The 23,582-nt window shown below is 39.0% G+C and carries 17 protein-coding genes; 12 read left to right on the top strand and 5 right to left on the bottom strand.

The genetic code is table 11. The features are described from left to right. Window positions 1-50 precede the first annotated feature (50 nt). Window positions 51-1,538: a tagaturonate reductase gene (locus AC0VX1_RS13830; RefSeq protein ID WP_475467538.1), complete on the top strand. Its 1,488-nt coding sequence runs from the start codon at window positions 51-53 to the stop codon at window positions 1,536-1,538. A 322-nt stretch (window positions 1,539-1,860) separates the two neighbouring features. After that, complete coding sequence (locus AC0VX1_RS13825) at window positions 1,861-2,565, top strand: TerC family protein (RefSeq protein WP_413010059.1); 705 nt, start codon at window positions 1,861-1,863, stop codon at window positions 2,563-2,565. 189 nt (window positions 2,566-2,754) lie between these two features. Here the strand turns inward: AC0VX1_RS13825 and AC0VX1_RS13820 are convergent, their stop codons facing one another. Next, on the bottom strand, window positions 2,755-4,236 hold the full coding sequence (locus tag AC0VX1_RS13820) for an aldehyde dehydrogenase family protein (protein ID WP_095679523.1): 1,482 nt from the start codon (window positions 4,234-4,236) through the stop codon (window positions 2,755-2,757). Window positions 4,237-4,734: 498 nt separating this feature from the next. Between AC0VX1_RS13820 and AC0VX1_RS13815 the strand changes: the two genes are divergently transcribed. The 8 genes from AC0VX1_RS13815 to AC0VX1_RS13780 all read left to right on the top strand — a co-directional run bounded on the left by AC0VX1_RS13815 (window position 4,735) and on the right by AC0VX1_RS13780 (window position 17,588). After that, window positions 4,735-6,567, top strand: coding sequence for a sigma-54-dependent Fis family transcriptional regulator (locus AC0VX1_RS13815; protein ID WP_475467536.1), 1,833 nt, complete (start codon window positions 4,735-4,737; stop codon window positions 6,565-6,567). 239 nt (window positions 6,568-6,806) lie between these two features. Beyond that, window positions 6,807-7,952: a histidine kinase N-terminal domain-containing protein gene (locus tag AC0VX1_RS13810; RefSeq protein ID WP_098864378.1), complete on the top strand. Its 1,146-nt coding sequence runs from the start codon at window positions 6,807-6,809 to the stop codon at window positions 7,950-7,952. An 804-nt stretch (window positions 7,953-8,756) separates the two neighbouring features. After that, the gene (locus tag AC0VX1_RS13805; RefSeq protein WP_156404363.1) at window positions 8,757-10,175 is read left to right on the top strand and encodes an amino acid permease; all 1,419 of its coding nucleotides are present in this window, start codon (window positions 8,757-8,759) and stop codon (window positions 10,173-10,175) included. A 509-nt stretch (window positions 10,176-10,684) separates the two neighbouring features. After that, window positions 10,685-11,437, top strand: a complete 753-nt coding sequence (locus AC0VX1_RS13800; RefSeq protein ID WP_475467535.1) for a hypothetical protein — start codon at window positions 10,685-10,687, stop codon at window positions 11,435-11,437. A gap of 266 nt (window positions 11,438-11,703) precedes the next feature. After that, the gene (locus tag AC0VX1_RS13795) at window positions 11,704-12,699 is read left to right on the top strand and encodes a cation diffusion facilitator family transporter (protein ID WP_063576112.1); all 996 of its coding nucleotides are present in this window, start codon (window positions 11,704-11,706) and stop codon (window positions 12,697-12,699) included. 166 nt (window positions 12,700-12,865) lie between these two features. After that, on the top strand, window positions 12,866-13,609 hold the full coding sequence (locus AC0VX1_RS13790) for a Cof-type HAD-IIB family hydrolase (protein ID WP_413024709.1): 744 nt from the start codon (window positions 12,866-12,868) through the stop codon (window positions 13,607-13,609). Window positions 13,610-13,781: 172 nt separating this feature from the next. Then, complete coding sequence (locus AC0VX1_RS13785) at window positions 13,782-14,780, top strand: NAD(P)H-dependent flavin oxidoreductase (RefSeq protein ID WP_475467533.1); 999 nt, start codon at window positions 13,782-13,784, stop codon at window positions 14,778-14,780. Window positions 14,781-15,191: 411 nt separating this feature from the next. Further along, a complete protein-coding gene (locus AC0VX1_RS13780; protein ID WP_475467531.1) occupies window positions 15,192-17,588 on the top strand; it encodes a YhgE/Pip family protein in 2,397 nt (798 codons plus the stop codon). A 521-nt stretch (window positions 17,589-18,109) separates the two neighbouring features. On the opposite strand, the gene AC0VX1_RS13775 is transcribed toward AC0VX1_RS13780, so the two are convergent. Then, window positions 18,110-18,709, bottom strand: a complete 600-nt coding sequence (locus AC0VX1_RS13775; RefSeq protein ID WP_475467529.1) for an exonuclease domain-containing protein — start codon at window positions 18,707-18,709, stop codon at window positions 18,110-18,112. Window positions 18,710-18,940: 231 nt separating this feature from the next. Here AC0VX1_RS13775 and AC0VX1_RS13770 point away from each other — a divergent pair. Further along, a protein-coding gene (locus AC0VX1_RS13770; RefSeq protein WP_475467527.1) for an IS3 family transposase occupies window positions 18,941-20,100 on the top strand; the annotation gives its coding sequence in 2 pieces (ribosomal slippage) (window positions 18,941-19,199 and window positions 19,199-20,100; 1,161 coding nt in all). A gap of 67 nt (window positions 20,101-20,167) precedes the next feature. On the opposite strand, the gene AC0VX1_RS13765 is transcribed toward AC0VX1_RS13770, so the two are convergent. From AC0VX1_RS13765 to AC0VX1_RS13755, 3 genes are all read right to left on the bottom strand, one after another. Further along, a complete protein-coding gene (locus tag AC0VX1_RS13765; protein WP_475467525.1) occupies window positions 20,168-20,674 on the bottom strand; it encodes a tetratricopeptide repeat protein in 507 nt (168 codons plus the stop codon). Further along, the gene (locus AC0VX1_RS13760; RefSeq protein WP_475467523.1) at window positions 20,638-21,048 is read right to left on the bottom strand and encodes a helix-turn-helix domain-containing protein; all 411 of its coding nucleotides are present in this window, start codon (window positions 21,046-21,048) and stop codon (window positions 20,638-20,640) included. The genes AC0VX1_RS13765 and AC0VX1_RS13760 overlap by 37 nt, the downstream gene beginning before the upstream one ends. A gap of 529 nt (window positions 21,049-21,577) precedes the next feature. Then, complete coding sequence (locus AC0VX1_RS13755) at window positions 21,578-22,207, bottom strand: CAP domain-containing protein (RefSeq protein ID WP_411738339.1); 630 nt, start codon at window positions 22,205-22,207, stop codon at window positions 21,578-21,580. Between the two features lie 514 nt (window positions 22,208-22,721). Here AC0VX1_RS13755 and AC0VX1_RS13750 point away from each other — a divergent pair. Beyond that, on the top strand, window positions 22,722-23,405 hold the full coding sequence (locus AC0VX1_RS13750) for an NAD(P)/FAD-dependent oxidoreductase (RefSeq protein WP_475467521.1): 684 nt from the start codon (window positions 22,722-22,724) through the stop codon (window positions 23,403-23,405). Window positions 23,406-23,582: the final 177 nt, after the last annotated feature.

Genomic DNA, 23,582 nt, shown 5'->3' with positions numbered 1-23,582 from the left:
TAAATCGCACTCTGAATTGGATATTTCAATAAGAAAGGAATTCTTTGATCATGAACATAAATAAAAGTCCACTAAAGCGTTTGAGTAAAGATACAAAAGCTGTCCAATCCTCACATAAGATGGATTTCCCCATAAAAGTATTGCAGATTGGTGAGGGGAATTTTCTTCGGGGCTTCTTTGATTGGATGATTCATGAGTGTAATAAACAAGGTCATTTCAAGGGAAGCATTGCAGTTACCCAGCCCCGCCGCGCCGGGAAAGGGAAAATAGAGGAAGTGAAGCGGCAAGATGGACTGTATACATTAATGTTACGTGGTTTTCACCAAGGGAAGAAAGTGGAACATACAGAGATCATTTCCGTTTTTTCAAAGGTAATTGATCCATATGAAGAATGGATGGAATTTTTAGCACTTTCAGAAAATCCTGAATTGGAATTTGTAGTTTCCAACACGACTGAAGCAGGACTCAAATACCAGCCGATTCCTTTGGAAGAAGGAAAGCCGATGGAATCTTTTCCAGGAAAGCTGACCGCTTTTTTGTATCATCGCTATCTGCATTTTAACGGGGATGCGAAAAAGGGACTGATCATGCTTCCATGTGAGCTTTTAGAGAGAAATGGTGATTCATTGAAGCAATATGTTCTTAAGCATAGCAGGGATTGGGATTTACCAAAGCCATTCATGGAGTGGGTGGACCGGGACAACCTATTCCTAAACTCGCTTGTAGACCGTATCGTTACAGGATTTCCAGCCAATGAGTCGGACACCCTATTTGCTGAATGGGGATACAAGGATACTCTGCTAAATACGGCAGAACCCTACCATTTATGGGCTATTGAAGGTGACCCTTGTATCGATCAACGTCTTCCTTTACAACAATCCGGATTGAATGTGCATTGGGTAAAAGATTTGACACCTTATCAAATGAGGAAGGTAAGGATACTTAATGGTTCACATACCTTGTTGGCTCCTTTAGGCATTTTATCTGGATTGGAAGAAGTAAAACAGGCAATCGATCATCCCGAATTCAACCAATTTCTAAGCAATGCCATCGAAAAGGAAATAATTCCTTCATTACCTTTTGATCAAAATGAGATGATGCAATATGGGGAAAGTGTTCTTGAGCGATTTAAGAATCCTTTTGTACATCACCTCCTGGCCGATATCTCGCTGAACAGTATTTCGAAGTTCAAGGCTCGTCTCCTTCCTACCTTAGAGGAATATCATGAGGCGAAAGGCACGCTGCCCGACTGTATCGTAAGAGGTTTTTCGGGCCTGATCCGATTTTATAGGGTTAATGAAATGAAGGGGAGTTATATTGGTAAAAGCTTTGCGGGTAAAGACTATGTCGTTAAAGATGATATAAAGACAATTGAATTTTTCCAGGAACAATGGCTTCGTTATGATAAAGGGGAAGTCCCGCTTAGACAATTGATAGAGGCAACCTTAAGTAATCAATATCTATGGGGGAAGGATTTGAGCGATATCCCGAACCTAGGAAATGAAATATGCCAATATCTAGAAGGGATGATCGACTAAAATAATCCGTTGAAAGGATATGGACAAGGTTAAGTTCATGAATAACATTACTATCTATTATTTTTTTCTTTATTTTATTTGTATTTTTGGTATACTGAATTAGTGATATTTTTTCTTGGTAGTTTCCTAATGGAAAGATATTAAAAGAATTACATATTCTTTATTCCCGTGAAGGGGAGTAGCGTCAGGGATAACCTGAAATAAAGTCGTCATTACGTGGGAATCCCACCGGCTTTATTGGCCTAATTCATTTAGTGCTTAGCGAGACCTTTGCCATTTATGGCAGAGGTCTCTTTATTTTTGTAAAAAGGAGGAATTTGTGTTGGATTTTTTAACAGGTGAATTCATTTCAGGACTTTTAGCGATCATTATGATAGATTTGGTTCTAGCCGGTGATAATGCGATCCTTATTGGATTGGCTGCAAGAAAGCTTCCAAAAGAACAGCAAAAAAAGGTGATAATATGGGGAGCGGTCGGGGCTATAGTGATAAGGATCATTGCAACGCTGCTAGTTGTTTGGCTATTAGAGGTGCCAGGACTGCATTTAATAGGGGGATTACTTCTTGTATGGATTGCTTATAAGCTCCTTATCGATGAAGAAGAACATGATGTGAAGCCTGCAGACTCGATGTGGGCTGCCATAAAAACCATCATTATTGCTGATGCATTGATGGGATTGGACAATGTCCTAGCGGTTGCAGGTGCTTCTCATGGTAACTTCCTTTTAGTGGTGATCGGTTTACTTGTATCAATTCCAGTAGTGATGTATGGAAGCACTTTGATTCTGAAACTGATCGAACGCTTCCCATTCATCATAATAATTGGTGCGGGAATACTAGGCTGGACAGCTGCTAAAATGATCGTAGCTGAACCTTTCATGCACGACTACTTTGCAAATCCCTTCATTAAATATGGATTTGAAGCGATAGTGGTGATTGGAATCCTGTTTGCCGGGATTTCAAGACAGAAAAACATCGAAAAAGAAAAAGCAAACAGAGAAAAAATGCAAATCGAACGTAATGGATAATCGATACAAAGAGACCTTTCGGATGAAAGGTCTCTTCTTTTTGTCTATGCCATATAAGTGCAAAACAAGAAAAGGGACGTACCAAAGTCCGCACTTTGGTACGTCCTTTTGCGAATTAGCAAACGATAACATGCACTTCAATCATGATATCTTTGCCAAATGAGCATATGGAGCGTTCACTCTGTTATTTTAGTTTAAGTTAATCCAGACACTTTTGACTTCCGTATAATTATCCAAAGCATAACTGCCCATTTCCCGACCGATTCCACTTTGTTTATACCCGCCAAATGGAGAAGCTGCATCAAATGCGTTATAGCAGTTTACCCAAACTGTACCTGCTTTTAATTCATTAGCGACATAATGGGCTTTTTTTACATCCTGTGTCCATAAACCTGCAGCCAATCCATATTCTGAGTTATTTGCCCGGTTTATTACATCATCCAAATCGTCAAAAGGCATCGCAGCTACAACAGGACCGAAGATTTCCTCTTTAGCGATTGTCATTTCGTCTTCAACACCTGCAAATATTGTAGGTGTTACAAAATAACCCTCTCCTTGACCGTAATTACCCCCGGTAACCACTTCAGCTCCTTCAGACTTTCCTTTTTCAATATAACCGCCGACTCTTTCCATTTGTTCACTGGATACCAAAGGCCCTATCTGGGTAGATGGATCAAGACCGGCCCCTTGTTTAATGTTTTTTGCATGGGACACTAAGTCAGCTACCACGTTATCATAGGATTTCTTTTGAATGTACAGGCGGGAACCGGCACAGCAAACTTGTCCTTGATTAAACATGATTCCCATTAAAGCTCCAGGAATGGCTTTACTCATATCTGCATCCGGTAAAATGATATTAGGTGATTTCCCGCCTAATTCCAACGAGATTTTTTTCACGGTTCCCGAAGCTTGGCGCATGATCATTTTCCCTACTGAGGTTGAACCGGTAAAGGCAATTTTATCGACATCAGGATGATCTACAAGCGGTGACCCTGCTGTTTCACCAAATCCTGGTATGACATTGAGAACGCCAGGAGGAAAACCTGCTTCAAGCGCCAATTGTCCTAAATATAAGGCTGAAAGCGGCGTTTGCTCCGCTGGTTTTAAAACGATCGTACATCCGGTGGCAAGGGCTGCGCCTAATTTCCATGCGGCCATAAGTAGGGGGAAATTCCAAGGGATGATCTGACCTACCACTCCAACCGCTTCATGACGGGTATAATTGAAGTAATTCCCAGCAACAGGTATCGTTTGTCCTACTATCTTAGTGGTCCATCCCGCATAATAACGGAAGTGATCGATTGCAAGGGGGACATCGGCATTAGTGGTTTCGCCAATTGGCTTGCCATTATCCAGGGTATCCAATTGCGCTAAAGCCTCTTTATGTTCCTCCATGAGGTCCGCTAATTTATAAATGAGGCGACTGCGTTCCGATGCACTCATTTTTTTCCAAGGACCTTTGTCGAACGCCGTACGGGCTGCTTTGACTGCTTTATCTACATCTTCCGGACCCGCTTCACTCACAACCGCTAAAACCTTGCCGTTTGAAGGATCGAGAGTCTCAAAGGTTTTTCCTGAAGCAGCTTCCACCAATTCCCCATTTATCAAAAGCTTTTTGGTGCCCTTCAAGAATTCTTGCACACGTGGATTGAGTTTAATAGTTTGTTCCATGTATAATACCCCTTTTCAATTGGATTATATGTTCGATATCTGTTTGGACAATGGCTCTAAGTAAAAGGATCAGGCATACTACTATGTTTTTTTCCAATTCCCTTTGGCAGACTTGCAGCAAATCATTTTAAAACTGGATTGCTTGATTTCTTTCCCCCCTTTATCAAAAGGAATCAATATCTCGACATGTAATTATGCAAGACTGATGCCATAACAAAAAACCGATGAAATCAGTTAAAAAGGTGGTGGAGGGAAAAGGGAAGGTGCCTTACTGTTCCATATTGGAACGGGCAGGTGTTCCAATATGGAACAAAAAAGTTTAGTAGTTCACATAAGCTTGTTTTCATTTTGGTGGATATCTGAATTTTCTGTTATAATTAAATTGAAGGAATGAACCCTGAATGCTCTGAAACTTTGGATCACTTAGAGTTTCATTAAAGAAATTGAATAAAAAACAGAAGCCGATTTACTTGATTATACATACGGGAGGATTATTCAATGTCTGTTAATATAAGCGCGGATAAAGGAACCATACCGGCATTTATTCAAGAATCATGGCAGCGGTGCATTTCGAAGGGACTTCAGCCAAGCATGATGGAAAAGGAAGATATGCTTGGTGCTTTTGAGTTGGCCGAATACCACGATCGATATGCGGAACTTCTGTACCATTCTTCTCCCATTTTAGAAGAAGTTTATCATTCGATTAATGGTTTGGAGTCCATTTTATTACTTGCTGCTCCTGAAGGATATATCATCGAAACAGTTGGGGATCCAGCTTTCATCCGCCATGCAGATAATGTTTCCTTAAGAAAAGGGGCCAATTGGCTAGAGGAATCAAAAGGAACAAATGCAATAGGAACAGCCATAGTGGAGAGGAACCCTGTATTGATTCATGGCAGTCAACACTTTCATCAGGATAACCATTTTCTTACTTGTGCCGCATCGCCCATTTATCACCCTGATGGGCACCTGCTTGGTGTTTTGAACTTAAGCAGTCATCAACAGAATTATCATCCTTTTTCCATTAGCTTAGTTCAGAGGGTGGCTGATAGCATTAAACAAGCACTCTTGTTGTCCCAAACACAAAAAAGGGAGAAAAACCTTTATTTTATATATGATTCATACCCTGATCCGTTAATTACCCTAGATAAAGAGGGGAAAGTTACAGATCTCAATTCAGCGGCGTCAGATGTTATCGGCACATTGGAAAAACCGGTATCGAATATTGTATCAGGAACTGACCCACTCGTTTTAGAACGGAGGGTTTCCATTAAAGACCAGGAATTCTTGGTTCAAACCCTTGGCAAAAATATGGAACATCAATCATCCGTGATCGTACGGTTAAAAAAACAGAAATTGATTGATGGATTAACAACCAATCGTTATCAATTTACCGATATAATAAGTAATGATCCGCAAATGAATCAAACCATATCCATTGCTAAAAGAGCTTCAGCGCTTGATATCAGCTTGCTAATCACTGGAGAAAGCGGAACGGGAAAAGAACTGTTCGCTCAATCCATTCATGGGTATAGCTTAAGAAGTGATAAGCCATTCATCGCCATCAATTGCAGCGCAATTCCAGAAAACTTATTGGAAAGTGAGTTATTTGGGTATGAAAAGGGTGCCTTTACTGGAGCAAAAAGCGGCGGGCATAAGGGGAAGTTCGAAGCTGCAGATGGCGGAACCCTGTTTTTGGATGAAATAGGGGACATGCCGGTTCAAGCTCAAGCGTCTCTGCTCCGTGTGCTTCAGGAACGATGTGTGACGCGTGTCGGCGGACATGCTTCCATTCCAATCGATGTCAGGGTCATTGCTGCCACCAACAAAGACTTACAAAAAGAAATGGAAGCTGGAGAATTCCGTGCAGATTTATTTTTCCGCCTTTGTGGATTATCTTTAAAACTTCCAAATCTGAGGAGTCGTAAAGATTTATTGCTCTTAGCAGAATACATTTTAGCGGATTTACCTTATAAGAGCGAACATACTGAACTGACAGTCGAAGCTAAAACATTCATTTTGGGATATTCGTGGCCAGGAAATTTCCGTGAATTGCAAAACGTTCTCGGACAGGCTGCATTCCTAGCTGATAAGGGCCCGATTACAAGGGACATGCTTGTGGCACTTTGTCCTGTTTCTTCCATTACAAATGAGGAAGGGGCAATTGCCGATCGAAAACCAAGAAACTTTCAAGAACAAGAAACCCAGCTTATCAGAAATGCATTGGAACGAACAGGTGGAAATATCAGTAACGCCGCGAAACAACTCGACATCGGCCGAAATACGCTTTATAGAAAAATGAAAAAATATGGAATCAACTTTCAAAAGTAAGAGTTCCTTAGTATATAAAAAATATGTATGATAATTTTTCTTTTAAAATTCAGATTCCCGACCTGATTTGGTCGGTTCTTGTTATTGCAAGTAACTATATGCGAACATGCATACCTTGTCTCCTTATAAGCTACATTTCACTACTATTAATAATGAAGTGCAGGAAATCAAAATCTCATATAGAATAATGTTATTGATATAGTATCTAAATTTCCGTAAGGGGATGTGTGGTCAATAGTATGAAGTTGTCATCTGAACATAAGAAGTATAAATTTGTATTGATCCAATATTTGGAAGAAAAAGAATCTGAGTTTTTAAATGAATGGAACGAGACTATTAAGATCAATGAAATAGATCCCTACAAAGAAAAGATTAAAGAAAATGGTTATGGAATGTACTCACTGGTGATCCAAACGTTCAAGGAAGTACTATCTGAAGATTTGCTGATTAAATTGGCTTACCAGGTTGCAAAAGAACGTCTTGAAGCGAATATCAACATTGGGGATTTTCTATATAATATCAATTTGGGGAGAAATATCATAATCAGAAATCTTTTTGGGGCAAATATCCCGATTAATTATATGCAGAAATTCATTAATGACATCAACTTGCACTTTGATACGTTCAGTTACCATGCAGTAACGAGATATACGAATCTTACAAATGAAGTGATTGAGGAAAAAAAGTCTTATATAAGTGAAAACCACAAAGATAAATTAGCGGTATTGGGCCAGATATCATCAAGCTTTGTACATGAATTCCGAAATCCTCTTACAGCTATCATGGGGTTCAATAAATTACTGAAGAGGGAGAATCCGGATTTGAAATATTTGGATATCATCGATTATGAGTTAAATCAGCTGAATTTCAGGATAACCCAATTCCTCCATACCTCTAAATCAGATTTTAATGAGGAACAAAGAGAGGAAATTTCAGTGTTAAAGCTAATTGAAGAAATTCAAGAACTGACTTATGCAAATATTGTGGATGCCAGTGTTAATGTGGAAATAGATATTTATCCAAACTTCGTCATGACAGCGAGCAAGGATGGGTTAAAACAAGTGTTCTTGAATCTTTTTATAAATTCGATTGATGCCTTAAAGGATAAAGAACATCCAAGAATTTTGAGGATAAACTCTTTAATCGAGGCGAATGAGAGAATAATTAGAATTTCAAATAATGGACCGGCCATTGCCAGTGAATTGATTGAATCTATTTTTGAACCCTTTGTCACGACGAAAGAGTTAGGAACGGGAATTGGGTTATACGTATGTAAAAAGATCATTGAAAGTAATGATGGATATATGAATTGTGTCTCCAATGAAAATTTAACCACATTCAGCATCCATTTCCCTAAAGTCCAGAATGAGCTTCAAAGGGTATAATACATATCATATAGTGACTTTTCATAAAGTAAAATAGTATACATATCGATATTTTTCGAAGTATGTACAGATTTTTGATTAATAGGAAAGGCTGTTTCGGATCTGCCGGAATTACATAAAATCATTCTCAAGAAAATAAATATATTTGGAAGATGCAAAATCATAATTTGGTTTTTGGCATCTTCTTTTTATCTGTTATTTTTCGGTATGTAAAGGTGTCGAAATCTAAAATGAAATCAGTTAAATGGTCATTTTTAATTCAATTGTGAATCAAAATGGGTCAATAATTAATATATGAATCAAAAAATGCATTTATGATGCAACAATGAATCGTTTTTAATCCATAAAAGCGTTAAACCCTAATTGAATAACTATCCTTTTTTTGGCATGGATATTGCTTTTATTTTATATAGGTATGAAATTTTAATGAGAGAGGGTGCTTTTATAAAAAAAGAAGATAGAGGAAAGAAAGAATAAGAGCTGGTTATTTTACATAAAAGAAAAGAACTTCACTCAACAAAAGCGAAAGTGAAATATCAACAAGGACCATTGTACGTTCCGTGTAATTCATTGAGGGGCTAATGGTAGTAAAGAGATAGTATAAATAGAAATGCATTACCGGTTAATAGAATATACGCTGTTCAATATACATATAACGATTGTGAATTTGGCCTCATGAAAACGAATGATGAAACGGGTATAGGACTGTTAACATTGTTTTTTTGAATGAAAGATTTCTACTAGGGTACCCATGAGCAGTGGTTTACTGCTTACAAAACGTTAAATTGACAGTTTTTAAGGATGGTGACAATAGTGGCACTTCAAACAAATGAATTGAAACATGGTCTCAAGACCAGGCATGTCACAATGATTTCTATTGGCGGGGTAATAGGGGCAGGACTATTTATCGGAAGCGGAACCATAATTGATTCAGCTGGTCCTGGTGCGATTTTATCGTATATAATCGCAGGATTGATGATCGTGCTTATAATGCGTATGCTGGGTGAAATGGCTGTGGTAAATCCTGATAGCGGATCCTTCTCAACATATGCACATCAAGCATTCGGTCCTTGGGCCGGGTACACGATCGGCTGGTTATACTGGTTCAACTGGGTTATCATCATTGCTATTGAAACTACGTTATTGGGAACTATGATTCATGATTGGTTTCCTGGTATACCTATGTGGGCTGCCAGTCTATCTTTCCCTATATTAATGACGATTACGAATATCTATTCAGTCAAAGCTTATGGGGAATTTGAATACTGGCTAGCTTTCATGAAAGTGGCTGCCATTGTAATATTCCTCTTCCTTGGTGCCGCCATGATTTTTGGATTGGTTCCGGGATTTGATTCACCAGGCCTTTCAAACATAACTGGAGCGGAAGGATTTTTACCAAAAGGTTTTCTGCCTGTCCTTCTTAGTGTGATATTCATCACTTTCTCTTTATCGGGAAGTGAGGTAGCTGCCATTGCTGCAGGTGAGTCTGAAAACCCTGAAAAAAACATTATTAGAGCCATAAACAGTGTCGTATGGCGTCTTCTTCTTTTCTTTGTTGGTTCAGTGACCGTGTTGGTTCTCGTAATCCCCCAAGGTGCTGAAGATTTACTGAAAACCCCCTATGCCAGCGTATTTGACATGGCAGGCCTGCCGGCAGCGGGTCAAATCATGAATATCGTAATCTTCACTTCATTGCTTTCTGTTTTGAATTCAGGCCTATATACTAGCTCTCGTATGTTATATTCTTTATCAAAAAAAGGTGATGCACCGAAAATCCTTTCCCGAGTGAATAAGCGGGGAATCCCGATTTGGGCGTTAATGGCAAGTGTTTTCTTTGCTTATGTGTTCACGACATTTAAATTTGTTTCCCCTGATAAATTGTTTGCTTTTCTCGCAAACAGCTCGGGAGGAGTCACGATGATCATGTATATCTTTATCGCCTTTTCTCATCTATATTTACGGAAAAAGACGGAAAAAGAAAATCCCGGGACACTCAAAGTGAAAATGTGGCTATTCCCTTATTTAACCTATGCGACCATTGCCGTTTTATTTATTATATTCGTTGCTCAGGCGTTTATTGATTCCATGAGATTGCAATTCTTTCTTACAACCCTTCTCACGATTCTAGTTATTGGGTCATACTTTCTGTTTTATCATAAGAAAAACGTAATTGCTGCTGAACAAGAAGGAAAACTAAAAAATATCCACGTTAAGGAAGGGTGAGGAATGTAGTCGCTTTGTCCAATTATAGTGAAAAGAGATTGACTATTCTAATAAAAGACTGCCTTTAGTGGGCAGCTCCGTTTGTCGACTATAGGGGTTTCGAAATAGTCTCTACCCAAACCATGATTTTAAAAGAAGACTAAGTTATCCTTCATGTTTTTACTTTTTTACGGGGTTTGTACACTTTGAACGTGAGACCCCGCAGGCGAAAGCCGAGGGCCGATCGCCCGCGGAAAGCGAGTGCCCTACGTTCCAACCAACGTCTAAATTGTACAAGCCATAAAAATAGACAAACTCGATTTACATCGAGTTTGTCTACAGCCTGGGCTGCTCTTAGTGGGCAGCTTTTTTTCTGTTTCCAAAAATGATTGCATTCATTTCATGGGGGCGTTATATATAACCGTAACTTTGACTGCCACCCCCTCTGTACAATTATGATACTCATTCATTTGCAACTTTGAAATCCTTTGCTAGAATATAATCTATAGAAAAGATTAGGAGTGGTGACTGTGGCTGAAACTCCAGCTGAAGGTTTGATTCATTATATTGCACCAAAAGGAGAGTATATCCCTTTTTTAGATGATATGGACTATATCGCTAAAGGATTGGAATGGAAATTATTCACTGCCCGTTCGGTTAAAAGAGAACTATTATATAAAAGCGGAAGTTTTCAAGCAAAAGTCAAATTGGCAGGTTATGAACAATATGGCAACGGACTTGACACTGTAGTCGTTCAATTTGAAAATGGTAAGCTTAGCTGCATTAACCCTTCCTATTTAAAGGAAATGCAAAGCTCCAGTTTCGGAAAAGAACTGTTGAGTGGCCCGGTTTCCGAAACAGCCGCAGTTTCAAGTGAAACTGAGCAGGTGGATGAAGCACCAATTACGGAAAACGCCGATCGGCCAAGTGCAGAACCAAATAAGGCAAAAACCAAAACTAAAAAGACGACAGCAAAACCTAAATTGGACTTGCCTGGGGAAAAAGTGCATTTCACCGCGACTATCAAGGAGTTCACGGCAAAAATGAACCATTTCACTGGTGAAGAAGATGAAGTCATACTCTTGGAGAATGTCAAAGTGACAACGGAGCCTGAATTGACTATTGGCGATGCTTGGTGTGGATATAGCAAGACATTAAAAAAAGCTGAGCTCGAAGAAGGAGACGCAATCGAATTTGATGGAAAAGTGGTCGACAAAAAATACAATAAAGAAATACGCTATAAAGTAAATAATCCATCCAAGTTAGTGAAAAAAGAAGGATAAACACTCGAAGTTATTGGATGATATGGAGTAAGCCGCCGCTTACTCCTTTTTTATTTGCCGTATTCAGGCATCTAAAGAAATGAATGATTACATGAACTTATTAGAATAGATGCGTCCACCACTGGAATATATTCGTTTGTGGGAGATACAACTTATAACCTTTCTCCAATCGTATTGGTTTTGCGTTTGTGGTTTCATATTTTCCAGTGTTGGGGATAATACATTATGATCATGCATTTATAAAAAAAATAAGGGGGGATATTCATATGAAAGAATTATTTCGATTATTGAAACAAGGTAATAAATCGGCGTTCATTGCTGCCTGTGTGAATAGTATCATCGCAGTGCTAAAGGGGATTGCCTATTTCATGACAGGAAATGTCGCTATGTTTGCTGAAACTTTACATACTTTGGGCGATGCTGCTAATCAGTTTTTCGTCTTCATTGGTTCTGCACTAAGTAAAAAGTCACCAACTGATCGATTCCCTGATGGTTTTGGACGTTTGGTTAACCTTGTATTACTAGGGGCAGTATTGGTTGTCGGGATCATGTCTTATGAAACGATTAAAGAAGGGTTCCATCACATTTTACACCCTTCAGAATCAACTGGTATCCTTATTAACTTGTCAGTCCTTTCGTTAGCGGTTGTGTTGGAATCATATGTATTATTTAAAGCGATGAAAGAAGTGGTCCATGAGACTGGAATCGAAGCTAAAGGGGCAGCCGTCATATTCAAGAGCTTTTCTGGTTTAAAAAGGGCAAAACCAGCGACGAAATTAGTATTTATGGAAGATATGGTAGCGACAGGTGGCGGCGTCCTTGCGATAATTGCCATATTATTAGCAAACTTCACGCCTTTTATCCAAGCGGAAGGAGTTGCTTCCGTCATGATCGGTCTTGGTATGTTCTATGTGGTTGGAAGGGTTTTTCTTGACAATGCTGCTGGTGCTCTTGGGGAAGCCGATATTGAAATGCGGCAAAAAATTGGTGCGATGGTCATGGATGATCTAGACGTAAGGGATATACAGAAACTGGCCGTAATAAAAGAAGGGGAAGATTTTCATGTTGAACTTGAAGTTGAACTTGATCCCCATATTTCAATCGCACAGGCGGACGACATTAAAGATCGGCTGTTTAATCAAATATTAAAGGAAAGAGGGGTAACGGACGTCATTATAGAATTTGATGAAAATGATGGTATCCCAAAATGGGAAGGTCAGATAAAAAAAGAATTGAATGAAATCAAAAAAGACAGCGAGTAGAAATAATGGCAGAATACAAAATGTCATGATTAGGATAATTGTGTGATTATAAATCAAGACACTAATGATAATGCTGTTCAATTCATCACGTACTTTCCTTGGGTATGCATTATAAGCTATCATGGACTTAGTTACATAATGAAGGATTATGGAAGGGTGAATAAGAATGGAGAAACAAAATATTAAGCTAGTTGCACTTGATATGGATGGCACGCTTCTCAATAAGGCTGGAGAGATATCTGAAGAAAACCGGAGAGCGATAAAAGAAGCCGAAAATGAAGGGGTTTTTGTGGTATTGAGCACAGGAAGATCCTATGCGACGTGCAGTGATTTTGCAAAGTCAATGGAACTCCAATCATACCTCATTACAGTAAACGGAAGCGAAATTTACGATAACCAAGGAAAACTGGTGGAAAGGAATATCGTCGATAGTGAATCCATACAATGGATGTGGGAATTAAGCCAAAAACATGGTACACATTTTTGGGCCATTAGCTGCGATAATATTTACAGGGCCGAAATGCCTGAAAAAATCCATGATTCGCAATGGCTTAAATTCGGTTTTGATACAAATGATGAAAGCATCCGCCAAATCATCATGGATGAACTGGTATCAAAAGGAACCTTTGAAATAAGCAATTCAAGCCCAACGAATATTGAAGTGAATGCCATGGGAGTCAATAAAGCGAAAGCGATAAAGCTCGTATGTTCACTGCTCGACATTAGCATGGAAAATGTAATGGCAGTGGGTGACAGCCTTAATGACCTTGCGATGATTTCTGAAGCGAAAATGGGCGTGGCAATGGGAAATGCCCAAGAAATTGTGAAAGAAAAAGCAGATTGGATTACAGCGACAAACGAAGAAGATGGTGTAGCTAAGGCCATTCGGAAATGGGTGCTTTCAAATTGAATCGAAACTGTATATGGGGCGTATTCCATATACAGTTTTTTTATTAAAATGGTGCTGCATGACAATTAAATTTTAGCTGCTGAATTAATTTCTTGAAAATTGTGTCTTTTAGAAGTATGATAATCTTGTAGTGTTATATTTTGGTAATATATTAATAATGGGAGGTTTAAGGATGACAAGTAGTTTGCCTGAACAGTGGTGGAATCAATTAACTTTACCAGTTATCTCAGCACCTATGTTTTTAATATCTGGTCCTGAGTTAGTGAAAGAATGCTGTTTGAATGGGGTGATCGGCTCTTTTCCAGCACCGAATGCGCGGCCGATAGAGGTACTGGATCAATGGATGGGTGACATAAACGATACATTGATTGCAGCAAAGGATAAAGAACCAGGCTCAAAGATCGCTCCATGGGCAATGAATATGGTTGTTCACCGTACATATAGCCGGCTTGAAGAAGAGTTGGAATTGGTCATAAAGCATCAGCCTCCCATCGTCATTACATCATTAGGTTCACCAAAACATGTGGTGGATGTCGTACATAGCTATGGCGGGTTGGTCTTTTCGGATGTCAGCTCTGTGGATTTTGCAAAGAAAGCTGCGGAGTCTGGTGTGGACGGATTGATCTTGGTTGCTGCGGGAGCAGGCGGTCATGCTGGTGAGATAAATAGCTTTGCTTTCGTGGACAGCGTAAGGACATTCTGGGACGGAATCATTTTGCTCGCCGGATCGATCAGTACTGGTCACAGTATCTTGGCAGCTCAGGCGGCAGGAGCGGATCTTGCATATATGGGTACACGTTTTATCGTGGCGAAAGAGAGCAGGGCAAATGATGAATATCGTGAAATGCTTGTCGATTCTGACCATGATGACATCATCTTGACTGATGCATTTTCAGGCGTTAATTGTAATATGCTTAAACCGAGCATCAGGAAGGAAGGATTGGACCCAGAACAATTAGCCAAAAAAGAAAAAGTCGATTTTGACAGCATGTCCAAATCGTCTGAATCTAAAGCATGGCGTGATATTTGGTCAGCGGGTCATGGTGTGGGGGCGATTAAAAAAGTAGATACCGCTGCAGGCATCATAAAACAATTAGAAAAAGAATATCAGGAGTCCTTGAAGAAATTGACCGGGCAGGCGGAAAAATTAAAAGGATTTATATCGAAATGATATGAAAGCGCTTTATTTAATTATTCTAATATAGCCAATATAAAGGGTACCCATTATGGGTACCCTTTTTTTCCATGTAATATCAGAGCTAATTCATAATAAAGTATTTTCAGCTTAAAAGGCAATCTAAATGGATTTAAAGATAAAAGCAGTAAAGGTAGGATGTATCGCTGTGAAAAAATATTGATAAAAAGATGGATAAATGTTATATTATTTTCGTGATAATGACCAAATGGACAATCTAGTCATATATTATTGATTGTTTAAAAAGTAATATATATTTAGTTGAAAATGAAGAATGTTAAATTAACATTGCAGAAGCATATGACTTAATTTTGTATTCTTTCATGCGTTTTCACAGAGATAGATTAAATAAACGGCATATTCGTCGTATGGGAGGGCTTGGTAGGCGTGTTAAAATCTTTAAAGGGTGAATTTTTAGCCATAATAAAACATCCTATGATACTCATTTCCATAATAGGGATCATACTGATTCCTTTATTATATAGCGGCACATTCCTTTGGGCATTTTGGGATCCATATGGTAAGGTGGACCAATTGCCAGTAGCCATTGTCAATTTGGATGAGGGTGCGGAGTTCAATGAAACGGAACTTACAATAGGAAAAGATTTAGTCAAGGAGTTAAAGGAAAAGAAGGATTTCGATTGGCATTTCGTCAGTCAAAAAGAAGCCAATGAAGGCCTGGAAAATCAAGATTATTACATGAAAATAGAAATTCCGAAAAACTTTTCGAAGAATGCAACGACCTTGCAGGAGGACAATCCGAAAAAACTTGATTTAATTTATACGTCCAATGAAGGGTTTAATTATATATCCACTAAAATAGGTGATGCAGCTTCGGAGAGAATCAAAGGGGAGGTTTCGTCAGCGGTTACGAAAACCTATGCGGAGTCAATGTTCGATAATTTGAACGAAGTGGCTGACGGACTCAAAAGTGCCAGTGATGGAGCTGGAGAATTGAAAGACGGAACAGATACAGTGAAAAACGGCTCCAGTGAACTTGGTGAAGGGATTATCTCAGCAAAAGAAGGTTCCAAAAAAGTGGATGAAGGAATTGACTCCCTTCATTCAGGTTCTGTCGAAATCCATGAAAACCTGGAAAAATTAGCTGAAAAATCATTGACCTTTTCGAATGGGGTCGGTTCGGCAGCTGCAGGATCAAAGGAACTTAATCAAGGGTTACAACAGTTCAGTTCTGGTGTTGGGCAAATGAAAGATGGTCAATCCGAGCTTTTGCAAGGGGCCAAGAAATCTGAAGCGGGAACTGGTGAATTGGCCTCTGGATTGCAACAGTCATTAGAGGGCTTCAATCAAATAGATGAAAAGCTGCCCGCTTTAACTGAGGGAGCAAATGGTGTAGCGGCTGGAGCCGCCCAGCTTTCAGGTTCATTGTCTGAATGGAGCGCAGCATCGAACGAAGCAAAAGCGGGGGCATCTGAAGTTTCGGCAGGTTTGGATGAGGTTATTTCCGGATTGGAACAACAATCTGAAGCTACGGATGATCCTGCAGAGAAAGCGCGTTTGGAGGAAGTGATTTCTTCTCTAACACGCATCAGTGAAGGTAGTAAAGGAGTATCTGAAGGAGTGGGAAAACTATCGGCCAGTGCAACCGAAATTGCTAAAGGCTCAAATAGCCTTAGTGATGGAGCCAATCAGTTAAGTGAAGGCACTAGTGCGTTAAGCGGCGGTTTCACGCAATTGAAGCAAACTCAGGATAAACTTGCCAATGGGGCGAATGAACTGAAAAATGGCCAAGGTCAATTGGTGTCTGGTTTGACAACATTTGGCGAAAGTATAGATTCAGCGCAGAGTGGACTTGGACAATTAACTGATGGCATCAATAACTTGGTAAGTGGGCTTGATCAGCTTGAAGATGGCTCCAAGCAATTATCAAGTGGAACCTCACAGCTTTCCGAAGGTTCGGAAGGCCTGGTTACAGGAACGGATAGATTGAAGGAGGGTTCAAACAGCCTAACTAGCGGAATGGGAGAACTGGCGAATGGAGCCATTAAGTTACAAGATGGTATCGCCAAACTTTCAGATGGATCTGCAGAATTACATGACGAATTGAATGACGGGGCAAATGAGGCAGGCAAGATCAAATCCAATGAAGAAGTTTATGACATGTTTGCAAGCCCAGTTAAAGTAGATAAATTACCAATTAATAATGTACCGAACTATGGCACCAGTTTTGCACCGTATTTAATTTCATTAAGTTTATTTATCGGGGCTATCGTTCTGACGATCATTTTCCCGCTAAGAGATCCTGCTGTTATACCTGCGAGTGGATTTAGCTGGTTTATTAGTAAATACAGTGTCATGGCACTCATCGGAATCTGTCAAGCCATATTGGTGGACTCGATTTTAATTTTAGGTCTTGGAATCAATGTTACGAGCCTGCCGTTGTTTTTTGCAGTAAGCATTCTTGCTAGCTGCACATTCATGGCAATCATCCAGTTCCTGGGTTCAGCCTTTGACAATCCAGGCCGGTTCATAGCATTATTGATTTTGATTCTCCAACTGACCAGCAGTGGCGGAACATTCCCCAATGAATTAGTACCTGGCTTCTTGCAAGGATTCACACCGTTCCTGCCGATGACTTATTCCATTAATGCTTTTCGTGCTGTCATCTCAACAGGAGATTATAGCTTCATGTGGCACAATCTTGCCATATTGGCGATATTCCTCGTTACGGCATTAATCTTATCACTTCTTTACTTTATTTATCGGTATAAGAAAATGAACGGCACATTGAATGAAAATCGGGAAGAAGCAACTGTACAATGATCAAAAAAACAGCGATCCGTCTAGGTCGCTGTTTCAGACTGTAGACAAACTCGATGGAAATCGGGTTTGTCTTTTTTTATGGGTGTTACAATTTAGACGTTGATTTCCGCGGGCGGTCCGGGAGCCTCCTCGGCGCGCCTTTGCGCCTGCGGGGTCTCCCCTAGACGCGCTTTTCCCGCAGGAGTCTCGCACCCTCCGCTCCAATCAACTTTGTTTTAACTTTTAGATAGTACCCTTTTGCCTAAAGTCTATATTGTTTTAAAATATAATTATAAAAATTGAGGTGATGAGGATGCTTTCTAAACATATTTCAAATGGGGTTCTGAATTTTTTAATTCCGAACCCCTTTGTCTACAAACTGAAACAGCTACCCGTCATGATTCGCTGTTTTTTATTAATAACCTGAATATATGTGCCAAGCGCTTCCTGCTCACAAAGAAAGGGAAAGATGTCAAAAAACGATTATAGTGACAAAACTATGGCGCAACCTGTACAAGAGTGTAAAAGTATTTAAACAGCTGTTATACCCTTGTCTTTTGAGCGGCAGGTGCATATTTCTTCATTGGATTTTTTGCAATGACATCCTTCAAATAAGGATGGCCAGAAGGACCTGGTTTTCTCATAAGCTCCATTAGGTAAGATATATCGTCCATGGCCCTATGTGTTTGAAAATTGGTGATATTATGTGCCTGCAGTAATGTTAAGAGTTTACTATTCTCAAATCCATATTGCTTCCAAGGTACATTACGCATCGTACAGTACCACTTTTGATCATTGATTTCCGGATACATTTGGTAGAGAAAACTTCTATCGAAAGAAGCATTGTGTGCGAAAATCGAATCGGTACGGTCAATGAAGGTTTTAATTTTTTCATCATGAAAACTCTTTCCTTCTACGGAGCTGTATGGAATTCCATGAATTCTGTATGCTTGATCATAATTCCTTCTTGCTCCATAAGAGAGAGGCTCCCTTAAAAATGATTCTTGATCAATAAGATTAATGATTTCCCCTGTTTCACTACTGTATGTAAAGAGTATAAGGGCAAGCTCGATAATTTCATCTGAAGAGGGACGTAAACCAGTAGTTTCTACATCCAGTACTACACCTAATCTATTAGTCAATTTTTTTTCCTCCAGTTGGGTTACATTCTTCTATTATAGCTGACATAGAATGGCTATTGAAAGCATTATGATCGTTTTAAAGGATTTGAAATATTGAAGGTAAGGGTGAACTAACGATACTAAAAAAGATAGAGATTTTTAAGCAATTGGTATTATCCCCTTCAGGTAGACAGAGAAAAAAGAGAACATGATAAAATGTTCTTAACTGTCAATCTGGAGGGGATTTTTTGTATGGCAAAGAAGGGGCAAACGTTTCAAGCGTATACAGAAGAATTAAAGAGAGAAGTGGTTCGTCTGAAAGTGGAGGAAGGTTGGTCATATCGCCAGATTCGTGAGCGTTTTGGTATTAAAAGTGATGCACAGATAGCCAGTTGGGTGAAGAAAGTGCAGAATAACGAATCTTTTGAAGATCAACGTGGTGTATGGAACCGTAAGAATTTTTCTAGTGTCGAAGAGGAAAATACCTATCTAAAAGCGCAGGTGGATTATTTAAAAAAGCGCAATCCAAATCTACATGGGAAGGAATGGTCCTGAAAGCCGAAAGGTTTCAAATAATCGATGGTTTGAGGAAAACGTACCCACTTTCGTGGCTATTAAAAATCGCTGAAGTTTCAAAGGCTGGATACTACAAATGGCGGAAGACACATTCTGCTCGTTCTTTGCGACTTGAGAAAAATTTATGGATAAAGGAACATATTTTAGCCATCCATAAGCTACACCCCTACTACGGATATAAACGGATGACTGGAGCTTTGTCCAGAGAAGGAATCGTTGTAAACCACAAGCGTGTTCGTCGATTAATGAGAGAGTTGGGGGTCCAATCAGTCATTCGGAAGAAACGCCCTTTCTACGGTCGAAGAGGGTCAGTTGTATTTCATAATGTCTTAAATCGTGAATTCTACGCAGAGATGAGGTTTCATAAGTTAGTAACAGATATAACCTATGTACGGATTGGAGACACGTTTGCCTACCTTTCCGCCGTTTTAGATTTGTATAATAATGAAATTGTTGCATGGGAAGTTTCTACACGAAATGATCTTGAATTGGTTCATAATACGCTAAACCAGCTAAGGGACAAGCCGTTTAGCAAGGGGGCTCTCCTGCACTCAGATCAAGGATTCCAATATACGACGAAATCATATGAAAATCAGGTGAAGGAACTCGGCATTCGAGGAAGCCACTCTCGTCGTGGCAATTGTCACGACAACGCGTGTATAGAAAGCTTCTTCTCACATTTAAAAACAGAAAAGTTATATTTAAAATGTCCAAAAACAGCAGAGCAAGCTTATCTAGCTATTCAAGAGTATATAGAGTTTTACAATACGACTCGCTTTCAAGAGAAATTCAACGGCCTTTCCCCAATTGAATATCGAGAAAAGGCCGCAGCTTAAAAAGTACTCTTTTTTTATTGTCTACTTGACAGGGTTATGTGCAAATCTCTATCTTTTTTATCCATGTTCATATGCAGTGCAAAATGTTTTCCGTTTCATGTTCGGCAATTTGTACGAATTCTTCGTTTTTTTGAAGACTGAAAATGTTTTTGGATTGCTTTATATAGTGCAGTCCTTCTTCAGGTTGTTGCAGATGAACCAGATTCTTACCAGTTAAAAGATGGAGTTCCGCATATAAATATAATGATTCTATCGAATTACAAATGTTGATCCCTTTAAGAGTATAATTTAATGATGCTTGATAATAATGAAGTTCAGTCAATGTTTGTGCTAATCCATGAATGATCTTCACGATAATGGTACCTTCTTGGTTCACATGGGGAATATTCTCGATAAATTCCAGTGCATCATTGAAGATGGTGATGGCCTCTTCATAATTCTTCGTTTTAAAATGGATGATCCCGATACTATTTAAAACTTCTATCTCCTGTTGATGAAGAATGACCCGTTTACCCATGGTAATCTGCATGGCTTCATTCAATAATTCAATAGCCTTTTGTTTGTCATTGTACAAATAAAAAAAGAGATACCTTCATGCCATTTTAAGAATTGATAAAATGATATCGATTTTTCCGGTGCAGTTGCCATTTCTTTTTGAATGATTTCATAAATTGCTTCATAATTACGTGTGCGTTTGTATTTGTTAATCAAAAGTTTAATGGTTTCTATGTAATTATAAATCGGTTCATTTTTGGTAGTGAAGAAATACGGCAGGTCAACTTTAAGTTTATCCGCAAAAAGTGCCAATTCATCAATGGTTGGAGAAGTGATGCTTCTTTCATAATCTGACAGGCCATTAGGTTCACATATATCCTTAGCCAGTTCTTCTCGTGTAAGATTTTGTTTAATTCGTAATTCGTTGATGACAGAGCCAACCTCTATTTTCATTACAATTGTCCCTTTGTACCTATGTCTAAAATTCTATTTTAACATAATTTATTTTTTATCAGTAAGATAATCGAAAGATAGTATGATATGATACGATCAAACTGAAATTAAGCCTTTTTGATATAAAGTGAGAAAGGAATATAATCAGCGATAATGGCAATCATTTGACTTGGAATATAATATAAGAATAAATAAAAAGAGGCGGCAATCGCCGCCTCTCAGACTGTAGACAAATTCGATGAAAATCGAGCTAGTTTACAGTTTTTAATTTGAAAAAAGTTGCAGTTGATTTCAGAAATCCACTCCCTTTCCGCCGACTGTCTGCCAAGCCTGCTCGACGCAAGCGTCTGGGGGGTCTCGGCTAGCCAGTTATTCGGCAGGAGTGTCGCAAATTTCTTCTATCTAATGAGGTTTCATTCCAAATAGGTAAAAATTCATGAAGGATAACCAAGTTTCCTTACATTATCATGGTCCGGGGGAGAGTTGTGTCGACAAACTCAGAGACGGCAATCTGCCGCCTCTGAAGCTTTTAATTTCCAATGAATTGTTGGGTCCAATAGTGGGCGTATTTCCCTCCAGTTACATGCCCGATTCCAATGTGCGTATAGTTCTTGTTAAGAATATTCGCCTTATGTCCGGGGCTGTTCATCCATGATTTCATGACAGCATCCGCACTAGGTTGACCTGCTGCGATATTTTCCCCTGCGTACTCGTAACTGATCCCAAAGGATTTCATCATATCGAAAGGCGATCCATAACTGGGGCTTGTATGATTGAAATAATTATTATCACGCATATCCTCAGATTTTAGAATGGCTACGTTGGAAATGGCTGTATCCATTTTAAGTGAAGGGAGGCCCGATTTTGCCCGTTCTTCATTAACTAAACTAAGGACCTGCTGTTCAACTGATTGACTTTCTTTGCGATTAACCGCGGTAATGGATGATTCGGGAAGATTTATGATTTGTCCGATTCGAATTTGATTTGCATCGTTTATAGCAGAGTTCGATTTAAGTAATTCGTCAATGCTGACATCATATTCAGAAGCGATTTTCGTTAAGGTATCTCCTTCTGCCACCTCGTATGTATTCGCTCCCAAAGCAACTTTTGGAGATAGAAGTGATAGTGACAGTGCTGATAAAAGGATGATTTTCTTCATTTTAATTCCTCCTAGTAGAATATCTGGATTGGTAATATAGTATCCTATAAAAATAGTTTTGTGTAAAATTAGCTCATTCTCATTCTTTATAGGACTAGGAAAAAGGATAGTATAAGAATATACATAATAAGGGTCCATATAACTTGGCAGATTATATGGTAAATGAAAATCATAGGTCTATTTGATAAATTGGAATGCTGAATTTCTGGAAAAAAAGAATCATTTTACGTTTGCAGGCCATGTTTTTCAGGGAAATAACAAGTACATCAAAACGATATAGTTATATGGAACTAAAAAGGTTGAAACTAATTATTTATCTCAAGGGTGGAGCTTGTATGGATTTAAAGGCAGGGAAAGTTTTTTGCAAAGATACATTTGAAGCGAGAAAATATCCCATGTTGGAGGAAGACCTTCCATGTGATGTTTGTATAGAAGGAAGAGTTTCATGCACACTGTGCCTATTTTTTGACAGAGACTGGTCTAATTTTTTTCCTGATCGATAAAAGGGATGGAAGTGAAGGAAGTACGGTTGCGAACACTGGACTTTTACAGTTTTCAAATGAGTAGAAAAAGCTTGTACTATGCATCCAATCCCATGGATGTTTCTAAGCTTAAAGAAGAATATAGGAATCTTAAAACCTGCAATTTCCCTGTTGAATATTATACTGAAAAAGAGATTAACCGGAAATTTTCGTTTTCGGAAGCAGGAGCGCTGGTTACAGATAATGATGCTGAAATCAATCCTTATAAACATGTACATTTATTGATTGAAAAGGCAGTTTCGAAAGGCGTACGTGTCTATGCAAAAACAAAAATCAATGGAAAGATACTAAAAGAGAATCAAACCCAGTTATTTATCGAAAAGGGTCATACCGTACATGCACAGACGGTCATCTTCGCAACTGGTTATGAAGCCCAAAAAGAAGTGAAGGATAAAAATGCAGTGGTTCTCAGTTCATATGCCATAGCAACAAATCAAATAGCCGATCAAGCTCAATGGCATGATAATATGATGATTTGGGAAACGGCACGGCCTTATTTATATGCAAGAAAAACTCCTGGCAATCGAATTATCATTGGTGGCCTTGATGAATCAATGATTTTGAACAATAGAGATAAATTAATAAAGCAGCTTGTCAATCTGTTTCCAGAATTAGAGAATCGGATCTGGGCTGATTATTATTGGGGAGCTTTGTGAGATCCATGATGGTTTACCGACAATAGGAATGTATCCTGACCATCCTAATTCTACTTCTTATTGGGTTATGGCGGGAATGTGAAGGTTTACAGTGTCAACCGTTCCCAAAATAATCAGGGATTAAGGCATTTTTCAAAAAGTATTGTCCATTAAGACAGGTATCTCTTCATCTTGAAT

It is taken from the genome of Peribacillus sp. QJM3NY_7, from assembly GCF_056173225.1.
The sequence above is the reverse complement of the archived record's forward strand: the minus strand, read 5'-3'. Positions and strand labels throughout refer to the sequence as shown.